The sequence below is a fragment of the Actinokineospora alba genome (genome assembly GCF_004362515.1).
Taxonomy (GTDB): domain Bacteria; phylum Actinomycetota; class Actinomycetes; order Mycobacteriales; family Pseudonocardiaceae; genus Actinokineospora; species Actinokineospora alba.
The window spans coordinates 7,237,670-7,250,161 of the sequence record NZ_SNXU01000001.1 but is presented as its reverse complement, the minus strand read 5'-3'; the positions used below and the strand labels follow the sequence as shown (position 1 = coordinate 7,250,161).

Below are 12,492 nucleotides of genomic sequence, written 5' to 3'. Positions count from 1 at the left end.
GACGGGTCTGCCGCCGACCTCCCGGACTAGGAGAGCAGTGGCAGGTAAGGCCCGTGTGCACGAGCTGGCAAAAGAGCTCGGAGTCACCAGTAAGGATGTACTCGCCAAGTTGAAGGATCTGGGCGAGTTCGTGAAGTCTGCGTCCTCCACCGTGGAGGCGCCGGTAGCCCGCAGGTTGCGGGATGCATACCCCGGCAAGGGCGGAAGCGACGCGAAGCCCGCGCCGCGACCCGGCCCCAAGCCGGCCCCACGCCCGCCCGCGCCCGCGCCGAAGCCCGAGCAGTCCGCTCCGGCCCCGGCGGCTCCGGTCGCGAGCACCCCGGCAGCAGCAGCGCCGAGCGGCCCCAAGCCCGCGATGCCCGGACCGAAGCCGGCTCCCAAGCCCGCGCCGAAGCCCGAGCCCGTGCGCGAGGTGCAGGCCCCGGCGGCCGCGGCGGAAGCCCCGGCTCCGGCCCCGGCTCAGCAGCAGCAGCCCAAGCCCGCCGCCAAGCCCGCCGAGCGGCCCGCCGCTGCGGAGAAGCCTGGCGCGGTTGTTCCACCCAAGACGCAGTCCCCCAAGCCCGGTCCGCGCGCGCCGCGTCCCGGCAACAACCCGTTCGGCGTCGGTGGCGGCACTCCCGCCCAGCGTCCGGGCGGCGGCCAGCGTCCGGGACCCGCGGGTCCCACCCCCGGCGGCGCGCCCGCCGGTGGCGAGCGTGGCCCGGCCCGGCCTGGTGAAGGCCGTCCCGCGGGCGCCCCTCGTGGCGACCGCGCACCCGGCGGTCCGCGTCCGGCCGGTGGCCCGACGCCGGGCAACATGCCGCCTCGGCCCAACCCCGGCATGATGCCGCCTCGCCCCGCCCGCCCCGCGGGTGGCGGTCGCGGCGGTCCTGGCGGCGGTCCCGGTGGACCTCGTGGCGGCCCTGGTGGCGGTCCCGGCGGTCCTCGTGGCGGTCCCGGCGGCGGTCCCGGTGGCGGCGGCGGAGGTTTCCGCGGCGGTCCCGGTGGCGGCGGCGGTGGCGGCGGCTTCCGTGGCGGCCCTGGTGGCGGTCCCGGTGGTGGCGGCGGCGGTGGCTACCGCGGCGGTCCCGGCGGCGGCGGCCCTGGTGCCGGTGCTCCGGCCGGTGGCGGCGGCGGTTTCCGTGGCGGCGGTGGTCGTCCCGGTGGCGGCGGCGGTCGCGGCGGTGCCGCGGGTGCCTTCGGTCGCCCCGGTGGTCCTTCTCGGCGTGGCCGCAAGTCGAAGCGGCAGAAGCGCCAGGAGTACATGGACAACATGCAGGCGCCCAGCGTCGGCGGCGTCCGCCTGCCCAAGGGCAGTGGCGAGACGATCCGGCTCGCTCGTGGCGCCTCGCTGACCGACTTCGCCGACAAGATCAACGCCAACCCGGCCTCGCTGGTGCAGGTGCTGTTCCACCTCGGTGAGATGGTCACCGCGACCCAGTCGGTCTCGGACGAGATCCTGGAGCTGCTCGGCTCCGAGATGAACTACACGGTTCAGGTCGTTTCTCCGGAGGAGGAAGACCGCGAGCTGCTTGACTCGTTCAAGATCAGCTACGGCGACGACGCCGGTGGCGAGGAAGACCTGCAGGCTCGCCCGCCGGTCGTCACCGTCATGGGTCACGTCGACCACGGTAAGACCCGACTCCTCGACACGATCCGTAAGACGACCGTGCACGAGGGCGAGGCCGGTGGCATCACCCAGCACATCGGTGCCTACCAGGTCGCGACCTCCCTTGAGGGCGTCGAGCGCCTCATCACCTTCATCGACACCCCGGGTCACGAGGCGTTCACCGCCATGCGTGCGCGTGGTGCCCAGGCGACCGACATCGCCGTGATCGTGGTGGCCGCGGACGACGGCGTCATGCCGCAGACGGTCGAGGCGATCAACCACGCCCAGGCCGCCAGCGTGCCGGTCGTGGTCGCGGTCAACAAGATCGACAAGGAAGGCGCGAACCCGCAGAAGATCCGCCAGCAACTCACCGAGTACGGGCTGGTCGCCGAGGAGTACGGCGGCGACACCATGTTCGTCGACATCTCGGCCAAGCAGGCCGTGAACATCGACGGGCTGCTCGAGGCGATCCTGCTGACGGCGGACGCGGCGCTCGACCTGCGGGCCAACCCCGACATGGAAGCCCAGGGCGTTGCCATCGAGGCGCACCTCGACCGCGGTCGCGGTCCGGTCGCCACGGTGCTCGTCCAGCGCGGATCGCTGCGCGTGGGTGACTCCATCGTCGCCGGTGACGCCTACGGTCGTGTGCGTCGGATGGTCGACGAGTTCAACGAGGACGTCACCGTGGCCCTGCCGTCGCGGCCGGTCCAGGTGATCGGTCTGACGTCGGTTCCCGGCGCGGGCGACACGTTCCTCGTGGTCGAGGAAGACCGCACCGCACGGCAGATCGCCGAGCGGCGCGCGGCGAGGAACCGGGCGGCGCTCAACGCCACCAGGCGCAAGCGCGTCAGCCTGGAAGACCTCGACGCGGCGCTGAAGGAGACCAGCTCGCTCAACTTGATCATCAAGGGCGACAACTCGGGTACCGTCGAGGCACTCGAGGACGCGCTCACGAAGATCGATATCGGCGACGAGGTCGAGCTGCGGGTCATCCACCGCGGCGTCGGTGGCATCACCGAGGGCGACATCAACCTGGCGACCGCGTCCGACGCGATCGTGATCGGGTTCAACGTCCGCTCCGAGGGCAAGTCGACCGAACTCGCGAACCGCGAGGGCATCGACGTGCGCTACTACACGGTGATCTACCAGGCGATCGACGAGATCGAGGCGGCCCTCAAGGGTCTCCTCAAGCCGATCTACGAAGAGGTCGAGCTGGGCCGCGCGGAGGTTCGCGACGTGTTCAAGTCGTCCAAGGTCGGCACCATCGCCGGTTGCATGGTCATGTCCGGCGAGATCCGACGCAACGCCAAGGCCCGCCTGATCCGCGACAGTGTCGTGATCAACGAGGGTCTGCCGATCAGCTCGCTTCGTCGCTTCAAGGACGACGCGACCGAGGTCCGCGAGGGCTTCGAGTGTGGTCTGACGCTCGGGTCGTACAACGACCTGCGGGTCGGCGACCTGATCGAGACCTACGAGATGCGCGAGAAGCCGCGCGCCTGATGTCAGCCGCCGGGGCGCCCGTTCGCGGGCGCCCCGGCTTGACTCCCCTTGGTGATGCCTGTTGTACGTAGGTGCGCTCGAATTGGACGTGCTCCTCGGAGACGTCCACTCGCTCAAGCAGAAGCGTTCCGTGGTCAAACCCGTCGTCGCCGAGTTGCGGCGTAGGTTCGAGGTGTCCGCCGCCGAGGCGGGCCACCAGGACCTGCACCGCCGGGCGTTGATCGGGGTGGCCGCGGTCGCCGCGGAAGCTTCGCACGTCCGCGATCTCCTAGACGCCTGCGAGCGTCTGGTCGCCGGGCGTCCGGAGTTGGAACTGTTGTCCGCCCGGCGCCGTTTGCTGGGACCGGACGACGACTAGCAGCAGAGATCAGTCCAGCAGTTATCAGCACAGCCGAATGAAGTTCAAGCCGAAAGGGGGAGCGTCGTGGCCGACGCACCCCGCGCCCGCAAACTAGCGAAGCGCATCTCTCAGATCGTGGCCTCCGCGTTGGAACACGAGGTCAAAGACCCGCGTCTGGCCCGGGTCACGATCACCGACACCAAAGTGACCGCCGACCTGCACGACGCGACGGTCTACTACACCGTGCTCGGCGACAAGCTCGACGCCGAGCCGGACCGCCAGGGTGCGGCTCAGGCGCTGGAAAGCGCCAAGGGCGTGCTGCGCACGATGGTCGGCCAGGGCACCGGCGTCCGGTTCACCCCGACGCTGACGTTCGTGGCCGACACCGTGCCGGAGGACGCCAAGCACATCGACGACCTGCTCGCCCGCGCCCGCGCGGCCGACGCCGAGGTCGCCGCGATCGCTTCCGGCGCCTCACACGCCGGTGAGCCGGACCCGTATCGCGCCCCGCGCGAAGACGAGGATGACGACGAGGACTGACCGGCAGGACCGGCCGCCGCTGAGTCGGCGGACGGTCCTGGCGGCTTCGGCGGTGGGGCTCTGCTCCGCCGCCGGCCTCGGCGCCTGGCTGCTCCGCGACGACCAGACAGCAGCGCCGACCTCGACCGCTCCGTCGCCCCCTCTCTCGACCTCTCCATCGGCCGTCCGGCCGGTCGAGCCGATGGTCGTCACCCGGCTCACCTCCGCCGCGCGTGGGCGGGAAGTCGACCTGATCGTCATGCGCCCCCGCGATGTCCCGGGCGAGTTGCCGGTGTGCCTCGCGCTGCACGGCCGGGGTGCCTCCGCCCGGATGTTCGCCGACCTGGGCGTCCCCTCGATGCTGACCGCGGCGGTGGCCGCGGGTGTCCCGCCCTTCGCCGTCGCGGCGGTCGACGGCGACACCTACTGGGTCGCCGCGAACCCCGCCGACGACCCGCAGCGGATGCTCGATCAGGAAGTCCCCGGCTGGCTCGCCGCGCAGGGGCTGCGGCCCGAACCGGCCGCGGTCATGGGGATCTCCATGGGCGCGTACGGCGCCCTCAACTACGCCCGCACCCACCCGGTCGCCGCCGCGGCGATCAGCCCGGCGCTGTTCGGGTCGTGGCCCGACGCGCGCTCCCGCGGGGTGTTCGCCGACCGCGCCCAGTGGGAGGCCACCGAGCCGCTGCGCCACACCGCCGACCTCACCGCCGCCAAGGTCGGCGTCTGGTGCGGGAACGCCGACCCCTTCGCCCCGGTCGCCCGGCAGTTGATCAAGGATCTCCGGCCCGCGGCGGCGGTCATGGCTCCCGGCGCGCACGACGTGGACTACTGGATCCGGGTGCTGCCCGAGGTGCTTCGCTTCGTCGGATCTCATGTCTGACAACCATGTCGGAGTGGACGCGCCCGCCGCTGTGCGCGACTGTGGCGCCATGGGTTCCGACTACGCCGCCGCCGCAGACCTGCTGCGCGCCGCCACCGACGTCACGCTCCTCGGGCATGTGAACCCCGACGCCGACGCGCTAGGCAGCGCGCTCGCCCTCGCACTGGCGTTGAAGAAGCTCGGCAAACGCACCCGCGTCTCCTTCGGCTCGCCCGACACCGTTCCCGAGGTGCTGCGCGGGCTGGACTCCGACGGGCTGCTCGTGCCCGCCTGTGACGTGCCCGCCGCGCCCGCGACCCTGGTCGTCCTCGACTGCGGCAGCGACCGCAGGCTCGGCCCGCTGATCGACCGCGTGGCCGCGACCCGTGCGGCGGGCGGCCGGGTCCTGGTGATCGACCACCACGTCGGCACCCCGCGCTTCGGCACCGACCACATCCTCGACGACACCGCCGTGGCCACGGCCGTGCTGGTGCTCGCCCTGCTCGACGAACTCGACGTCCCGCTGGACCCGGCCATCGCGACCTGCCTGTACGCCGGTGTCCTCACCGACACGGGTTTCTTCCGCCGCGCCACCGGCGCCACCCACCGCATCGCCGCCCGCCTCCTCGACGCCGGTGTCGACGCCGAGGAGCTGAGCAGGCGGTTCGACGAGCACCCGTTCGCCTGGCTGCGGATGCTGGCGACCGTCCTGGGCCGGGCGGAGCTGGTCCCGGAGGCGGCCGGTGGGCGTGGTCTGGTGCACACGACGGTGCACCTGTCGGACATGGTCGGGGTGACCATCGACGACGTCGAGGGCGTGGTCGACCTGGTCCGGTCCAGTTCCGAAGCCGAGGTCGCCGCCGTCGCGAAGGAACTCGAGCCGGGTGTCTGGACGGTGTCGCTGCGCGCGGTCGGCGACGTCGACGTCCGCGCGGTCGCCGTGTCCCTCGGCGGCGGCGGACACCGGCGCGCGGCCGGGTTCACCGCCCACGGCACGGCCGAGGATGTGCTGGCTTCGATCAAGCGGGCCCTCGGCTGACCGGACCGGGTACCGTGCGCTCCGTGTCGACACTTCACCGACTGGCATCGGCCCTCATCGTGGCCTGCGCGCTGACCGCGTGCGGCACCGACGACCCCGCGCCCGCACCCACCGCACCGCCCACCAAGGCGAGCGTCGTGGGCACCGCCCCGCAAGACTCCCCGGAAAAGCTTTTCGCCGAGTTCGTGACCCGGCTGAGCAAGGTGGACGGCCCGGGCACGTGCTCGCTGTTCACCGAGGGCGGTGTCGTCGCCTTCGAGGACGAGTGGCAGGAGACACCCTGCGACCTTGTGGTGACGAAGGCGGCGGGCCGGATCAAGGACCTCGCCGCCTTCGCAGGCAAGACCACCCCGAAGTCCGTCATCAAGGACAGCGACACGGTCGTCGAGCTGAGCGGCTGCGACGTCGGCGGCATGAAGGCCCTCAAGTCCGACAAGGGCTGGCTCATCGACGCCTACCGCGGCCCCTCCTCCGTCTCCGGCTGCTGACCCGCGGGTCCCGCCTTCCCGACACCGAGTTCACCGTTCAGAACAATGAGTTCCACGTTCAGGACAGTGAGTTCGCACTTCGGCGGGCCAGCACGGCCACGGCTTGACGCTCGACCGCCAGCACGGCGGCCGCCCGCTCGCTCAGGGCGTCGAACACGGCGTCCTGCTCGGCCGGTGAGAGCGGCGTGCCCGCCGCGTACTCGGCGGGCAGCGCGGCCATCTCGGCGCTGACGGCCTGGATCTCGGCCGACGCGCGGGCGCCCTCGGTGACCATCAGGGTGAGCTTGCGCTCGGCGAGGTCGTCGTAGCGGGCCAGTTCGGGTGCGGCCGCGAGCGCTTGCGCCGCCAGCGCCGACCAGTGGACGCCGGACGTGCGGTACATCGCGGCGGCCTCGCTGTAGGTGTCGTCCAGGGCCGCCTCGGTGAGGAAGTCGGCATAGAGCGGGCGGGTCGCGCCGGGTGCGGTGTACTCCAACTCCAGGCAGTCGTGCAGCCTGCGCAGTGCCCAGAAGAAGCCATCGGGCCTGCCGAACAGGTTGGACCAGCCTTTGCGGCCCTTTCGATCGCCCAAGGCGTCGACCAGCCTGGACATGCCGGACAGCCCGAAGTTGGCGTCGTAGGCGTGGCCGAGGACTGGGCCTGTCATATGCCCCATCGTCGTGGCGACGGCGTCGCGGATGGCGGTCGGCAGATCGAACGCGCCCGCGTCACTGATCGTCAGCAGCCGGTGCTTGCGCGCCCAGGCCGAGTCGAAGTCCCGCCGTGGCAAGGGATTCGGCCGGACGCAGCCGTCGTCGAGGTAGACCGTGTCGTCGTCGGCGCCGATCACGGCAACGTCGTGCGGGTCCCCGAACACCGGATCGACGACCCCGTGCCAGGGCAGCGCGGCCCGGTCGAGCGTGCACACGGCCGCCGCTCCACCGGCCAGCGTCTCGGCCAAGCGGCGGGCCGCGACTTTCGCGCTCGACGTGGTGGTCACCGACGTGGTGAAGCCGAGCCGGGCCAGTGCCGCGGGCAGGAACGGCTCCGGGTGGTGCTGGGCGACCACGGTCATCGTCGGATACGGGAAGTCCTTGTACTCGAACACCGCGTACAGGAACCCGATGCCGCCGCCGAGTCCCGCGAGCATCGCCTCGCTGAACGAGACCCCGCGGTGGGCGAGCAGGTTGCGCAGCAGGGTCGACGGAGGGTGCGTGCCGCCGCCGGTCGCGGTGTAGCCGGGAAGGACGGCCGTAGGGAACGGCGACAGGTCGGTCCGCTGGGCGAGCACGTGTCGCCGGGCGGTCGTGTAGGTCTCCCCGGTCCGCGCCATCCGGTTGCGCACCAGGGCTTTCAAGGTCTTCTGACGGGTCATCGTCGGCTCCATGGCGCACCGGTCGACTCCACGCGTCGCGTCCGGCCACCAGTGAGACATCGACGATTCCGGAGCGGTCCGAGGACACCGTCCCCTTCGCCTTCGCGGTGCCGGGAGGCGTGGACTCCCGGTCTGAAGGTAGGGCGCTGGACCTCGCCCACGGGCAGTCTAACCGGCGTTTCGTTTCGCGGGCCACCGCTGTCGACACTGCCCCGCGAAGACCGTCGACACGCCGTGACCGGCCCGGATCCGGCCAAATCGTGTCCGCTGGGGGGTGACATGACCCACCCGAATGGTATATACCAATCTGGTGCCAGGCGCCCTGCTCGCATCTCGGGGCCTGCTCGTGCCGACTGAAGATCTGGATGGTGACCATGCGTTCGACCACTGGGCTGGCTCTTGCCGCCGCGCTTTCCCTCGCCTTGGCGGGCTGCGGTGGCGGGACCGACGCGGGCGGGGGCGGCGCCGCGCCGCTGACGCTGCCCGGCGTCGATGAGTACCTGAACGCGCCGTGTCCCGAGGTGGGGACGAAACCCGCCACCGACAAGGAGTTCACCTACTGGTCGATGTGGACCGCCGACGAGCCGCAGGGCAAGGTGCTCGGCAAGGCCATCAAGTGCTTCACCGAGAAGACCGGTGTCAAGGTCAACGTGCAGTGGCTGGGCCGCAAGCTGCTCACCCAGAACGTCGCGCCCGCGCTGAACACCGACACCGTGCCCGACCTGTTCGACCAGGACATCAGCCAGGTCAAGGCCGCCATCGTCGCGCCCGGCGGCACCCAGCCGGTCGACGACGTGCTCGACTACAAGATCGGTGAGGGCGACAAGAAGGTCCGCGACGTCATTCCCGCGACGTCGTATGACATCCCGCAGAACAAGGACGCCAACGGCAAGATCTTCGAGATCCCCTACGAGCTGCTGGGCAACGCCTGGTGGTACGACAAGGCGAAGATCAAGGACTTCAAGGCGCCCAGCACGATGGCCGACCTGTTCGCCCTGTTCGACAAGGCCAAGTCCGACGGCATGGCCGCGGTCAGCCAGGACGGCGACATCAACTTCTACAACGCCTACTTCTTCACCCAGATCGCCGTGCGCTACCTCGGCGCGGGCGGGTTGGAGAAGGCCGCGCTCGACAAGTCCGGCGCGGCATGGACTTCCGACCCGGGCCTGCTCAAGTCCGCTGAGCTGGTGGAGAAACTGGCCAAGGGCGGCTACTTCATCGACGGCTGGGACGCGGCGAAGTTCCCGCAGATCCAGCAGCGCTGGGCCGACGGCGACGCGGCGTACCTGTTCGTCGGCAGCTGGGGCCCGAGCGAGACCCGCGAATACCTGAGCAAGCAGGGCGGCGACAAGGGAATCGAGTACGGCTCGTTCCAGTTCCCGCAGCCTGAGGGCGCCACGCACAAGGTCGTCGAGCAGCTCCCGATCGGCTTCGCCGTGACCGCCAAGGCGAAGCACCCGGAGGCGGCCAAGGCGTTCATGGCCTACGTGCTCAACAAGGACATCCTCTCGGGCATCCCCGCGGTCGCCGACAACCTGACCCCGCGCGCCGACCTTCCCGTGCCGGACTCGCTCAAGGACGTCAAGGCCGCGTTGGAGGCCCCGGGCGTGGAGCACGCGATCTTCATGGACGCGCTCGACGGCCTGGCCGCGGGCAAGTGGGTCGACAACGTCTTCTACCCGCTCAACAACGACCTGCTCAAGGGCAAGCTCACCGCGAAGCAGTTCATCGACGGCCTCGCGGCGAAGCAGGCGGAGTTCTGGAAGAGCACGAATTCATGACCGCTGCTCTAGGTGCGCACAAGGCCGGTCGACGGCGGCTGTTCCTGCCGTTCTTCCTGCCCGCCGTGTCGCTGTACGTGCTGTTCCTGCTGGTTCCGACCATCGCGACGGTCGTGCTGGGCTTCACCTCGTGGGCCGGGGCGGGCGACACGCCCCGGTTCACCGGGTTGGCGAACTTCGGCGAGCTGCTGGCGTCGGACTCGTTCCGCTTCTCGTTCCTGAACACGGTGCTCTACATCGTGGTCGGCGGTGTCGGGACGTTCCTGCTGGCGTTCCTGTTCACGATGGTGCTGCGCGACATGCGCGGCGGCAAGACGGTTCGGGCGATCCTGTTCTTCCCCAACATCGTCGCGCCGGTGGCGCTGGGGATGTTCTTCGGGATCGTGCTGATCTTCCGGCCGAACCGGCAGGGGCTCGTCAACTACGTGCTGGAGTCCTTCGGGATCGACGCGGTGAAGTTCCTGGCCCCGGAGAACGTGACCTGGGTCGTCACCGGCTGCCTGATCTGGGCCAGCGCGGGGTTCTACATCACGATCCTGATGGCCGCGGTCGACCGGATTCCGCCGTATCTGTACGAGGACGCGGACATCGCGGGCGCGTCGCCGTGGCAGAAGTTCCGCAACATCACGCTTCCGCTGACGTGGGACGTGATCGGGGTGGCCGGTGTGCTGTGGACGATCGGCGCGATCAAGATCTTCGAGCTGGTGTTCGTGCTCGCGGGCCCCGGAACCTATTCGCCGCCGATCAAGTCGTGGACGCTCGGTGTCTACGTCTTCGACCGTTCGTTCGGGACGGCGGGCTCACCCGAGTACGGCATGGCCTGTGCGGCGGCGGTCGTGATGATCGCGCTGGTGTCCGTGCTCGTGGTCATGCTGCGCAGGATGATGAGGCGCGACAGTGTCCAGTTCTGAGAGGCGATCCACTGTGACTGTCACCGCTCCGCCGGTCCCCAGACGAACCGTGCCGCCGCGGGTCGCTCCCCGCAGGCCGCGTCCGGCGCCGGGCTCTCGGGGCCTGAGTCCGTTGCGGCTGCTGGGAATGGCGTTCGTCTGGCTGTTCACGGCGTTCAACATCCTGGTCCTGTACTGGCTGCTGACGGCCACATTCAAGACGCCGATCGAGATCTTCACCAAGCCGTTCGCCCTGCCGTACCAGTGGTTCGAGCGCGGGGACCCGTTCCGCAACATCGTCTATGCCTGGAACAACGCCGGTTTCGGCCGGGCGTTCCTGGTGACGGTGGTGCTGGTGGCGGTCTCGTCGGTGGCGATCGTGCTGGTCTCGGCCCCAGCCGCCTACGCGCTGACCCGCCTGGGCGTGCGGGGATCCAACGGGCTCACCAACTTCATCGCGATCGGGATGGGCATTCCCTTTCAGACCGTGGTGATCCCGCTGTTCATCGGGATGGCCAAGCTGAACCTGACGAACAGCCTGTTCGGGATGTTCCTGGTCTATGTGGCGCTGTCGATCCCGTTCACGGTGTTCCTGCTGACCGGGTTCTTCCGTTCCCTGCCCGACGAACTGGAGGAGGCGGCGTCCATCGACGGCGCCTCGCCGCTGCGCACGTTCTTCTCGATCATGCTGCCGCTCGCCCGCGGCGGCCTGATCACCGCGCTGATCCTCAACGCCATCGGCCTGTGGAACGAAACCCTGCTCGCGTTGGTGTTCTTGAACGAGAACGCCAACTTCACCCTCGCCCGCGCGCTGTTCTCGTTCTACGGCGCGGCGAGCTACCAGTCGGAGTACGGCGGCCTGATCGCGGGTGTCGCGATCGTCGTGCTGCCGATGCTTGTGCTGTATGTGTTGCTGGCCCGCCGGATCATCACCGGCCTGACCCTCGGCGCCGGTAAATAGCGTCCACTAGGGAGAGAAATGGCAACGGTCACCTACGACTCCACCACGAGGTATTACGCGGGCAATCCGCAACCCGCGGTGGACAACCTCGACCTGGAGGTCGAGGACGGCGAGTTTCTCGTGCTGGTCGGCCCGTCGGGCTGCGGCAAGTCGACGACGCTGCGGATGCTCGCGGGACTCGAGGGCGTGGACGGGGGAGCGATCCGCATCGGGTCGCGCGACGTCACGAACCTGCCGCCGAAGGACCGGGACATCGCGATGGTGTTCCAGAACTACGCGCTGTACCCGCACATGACGGTGGCGGAGAACATCGGCTTCCACCTGAAGATCTCGAAGATGGCCAAGTCGGAGCGGGAGGAGCGCATCCGTGAGGCCGCGGAACTGCTCGACCTGACGCCGTACCTGGACCGCAAGCCCGCCAAGCTCTCGGGTGGCCAACGCCAGCGAGTGGCCATGGGCCGGGCGATCGTGCGTCGCCCGCAGGTCTTCTGCATGGACGAACCACTGTCCAACTTGGACGCGAAGCTGCGCGTGCAGACTCGCACCCAGATCGCGTCCCTGCAGCGGCGGCTGGGTGTCACGACGATCTACGTCACCCACGACCAGGTCGAGGCCATGACCATGGGCGACCGGGTGGCGGTGCTCAAGGACGGCGTGCTGCAGCAGTGCGACACTCCCGTCGGCCTGTTCGGCAGGCCCGCCAACCTGTTCGTCGCCGGGTTCATCGGCTCGCCCGCGATGAACCTGATCCCGTCCACGGTCATCGGCGAGAGCGCGACGGTCGGTGGTCGTCCGATCCCGCTGACCCCGGCCCAGCGCGCGGAACTGACGTCGGAGAAGGTCGTCGTCGGCGTCCGCCCCGAGGGCTGGACCATTGTGGCCGAGGGCATCGACGCGACGGTGGACGTGGTGGAGGAACTGGGAAGCGACCAGTACCTGTACTGCTCGGCGGCCACCCCGCAGATCGACCCCACGGACTCCCCGGACGCACCGCACTCGATCACCGTGCGCACGCCCGGAATGTCCCCGTGGCGGCCGGGGGAGAAGCTGGCCCTGGCCCCCGTCCCGGGCGCGGTCCACCTGTTCGACGCGGTGACCGGCGAGCGTCTGCCGGACTAGTCGCGGTGGTGAGTCCCCGGTTCCGGTGCCCCGGAACCGGGGACTCACGCG

The 12,492-nt window shown here is 69.9% G+C and carries 11 protein-coding genes; 10 read left to right on the top strand and 1 reads right to left on the bottom strand.

What is annotated here, in order from left to right; translation table 11 throughout:
- Nucleotides 1-37: 37 nt before the first annotated feature.
- From infB to C8E96_RS32800, 6 genes are all read left to right on the top strand, one after another.
- The gene (infB, locus tag C8E96_RS32825) at nt 38-3,088 is read left to right on the top strand and encodes a translation initiation factor IF-2 (RefSeq protein WP_091371058.1); all 3,051 of its coding nucleotides are present in this window, start codon (nt 38-40) and stop codon (nt 3,086-3,088) included.
- Between the two features lie 61 nt (nt 3,089-3,149).
- Nucleotides 3,150-3,446: a DUF503 domain-containing protein gene (locus tag C8E96_RS32820; protein WP_091371059.1), complete on the top strand. Its 297-nt coding sequence runs from the start codon at nt 3,150-3,152 to the stop codon at nt 3,444-3,446.
- Nucleotides 3,447-3,512: 66 nt separating this feature from the next.
- On the top strand, nt 3,513-3,968 hold the full coding sequence (rbfA, locus tag C8E96_RS32815) for a 30S ribosome-binding factor RbfA (protein ID WP_091371060.1): 456 nt from the start codon (nt 3,513-3,515) through the stop codon (nt 3,966-3,968).
- Nucleotides 3,952-4,830 carry an alpha/beta hydrolase gene (locus tag C8E96_RS32810; RefSeq protein ID WP_091371061.1) on the top strand — a complete coding sequence of 293 codons (879 nt, stop codon included), beginning with the start codon at nt 3,952-3,954 and terminating at the stop codon, nt 4,828-4,830. Before rbfA ends, C8E96_RS32810 begins: the two co-directional genes overlap by 17 nt.
- Before the next feature lie 49 nt (nt 4,831-4,879).
- Nucleotides 4,880-5,848, top strand: coding sequence for a DHH family phosphoesterase (locus C8E96_RS32805; RefSeq protein WP_091371447.1), 969 nt, complete (start codon nt 4,880-4,882; stop codon nt 5,846-5,848).
- Nucleotides 5,849-5,871: 23 nt separating this feature from the next.
- Nucleotides 5,872-6,336 (top strand): hypothetical protein, encoded by a 465-nt coding sequence (locus C8E96_RS32800; protein ID WP_133794941.1) that lies wholly within the window; start codon nt 5,872-5,874, stop codon nt 6,334-6,336.
- A 58-nt stretch (nt 6,337-6,394) separates the two neighbouring features.
- Here the strand turns inward: C8E96_RS32800 and C8E96_RS32795 are convergent, their stop codons facing one another.
- Entirely contained in the window at nt 6,395-7,690 is a 1,296-nt protein-coding gene (locus C8E96_RS32795) for a BtrH N-terminal domain-containing protein (RefSeq protein WP_166658202.1), read from the bottom strand.
- Between the two features lie 374 nt (nt 7,691-8,064).
- Between C8E96_RS32795 and C8E96_RS32790 the strand changes: the two genes are divergently transcribed.
- The 4 genes from C8E96_RS32790 to C8E96_RS32775 are packed head-to-tail and all read left to right on the top strand — an operon-like array spanning nt 8,065 to nt 12,441.
- Nucleotides 8,065-9,471, top strand: a complete 1,407-nt coding sequence (locus tag C8E96_RS32790) for an ABC transporter substrate-binding protein (RefSeq protein ID WP_091371449.1) — start codon at nt 8,065-8,067, stop codon at nt 9,469-9,471.
- Nucleotides 9,468-10,382, top strand: coding sequence for a carbohydrate ABC transporter permease (locus C8E96_RS32785; RefSeq protein WP_091371064.1), 915 nt, complete (start codon nt 9,468-9,470; stop codon nt 10,380-10,382). Before C8E96_RS32790 ends, C8E96_RS32785 begins: the two co-directional genes overlap by 4 nt.
- Before the next feature lie 13 nt (nt 10,383-10,395).
- Nucleotides 10,396-11,322, top strand: coding sequence for a carbohydrate ABC transporter permease (locus C8E96_RS32780; RefSeq protein ID WP_228769714.1), 927 nt, complete (start codon nt 10,396-10,398; stop codon nt 11,320-11,322).
- A gap of 18 nt (nt 11,323-11,340) precedes the next feature.
- The gene (locus C8E96_RS32775) at nt 11,341-12,441 is read left to right on the top strand and encodes an ABC transporter ATP-binding protein (protein ID WP_091371069.1); all 1,101 of its coding nucleotides are present in this window, start codon (nt 11,341-11,343) and stop codon (nt 12,439-12,441) included.
- Nucleotides 12,442-12,492: the final 51 nt, after the last annotated feature.

Bases quoted from the DNA above. Each gene is read 5' to 3' on its own strand.
- C8E96_RS32810 (WP_091371061.1), top strand. From the start codon at position 3,952: ATGACGACGAGGACTGACCGGCAGGACCGGCCGCCGCTGAGTCGGCGG.
- C8E96_RS32805 (WP_091371447.1), top strand. From the start codon at position 4,880: ATGGGTTCCGACTACGCCGCCGCCGCAGACCTGCTGCGCGCCGCCACC.
- C8E96_RS32795 (WP_166658202.1), bottom strand. From the start codon at position 7,690: ATGACCCGTCAGAAGACCTTGAAAGCCCTGGTGCGCAACCGGATGGCG.
- C8E96_RS32790 (WP_091371449.1), top strand. From the start codon at position 8,065: ATGCGTTCGACCACTGGGCTGGCTCTTGCCGCCGCGCTTTCCCTCGCC.
- C8E96_RS32785 (WP_091371064.1), top strand. From the start codon at position 9,468: ATGACCGCTGCTCTAGGTGCGCACAAGGCCGGTCGACGGCGGCTGTTC.
- C8E96_RS32775 (WP_091371069.1), top strand. From the start codon at position 11,341: ATGGCAACGGTCACCTACGACTCCACCACGAGGTATTACGCGGGCAAT.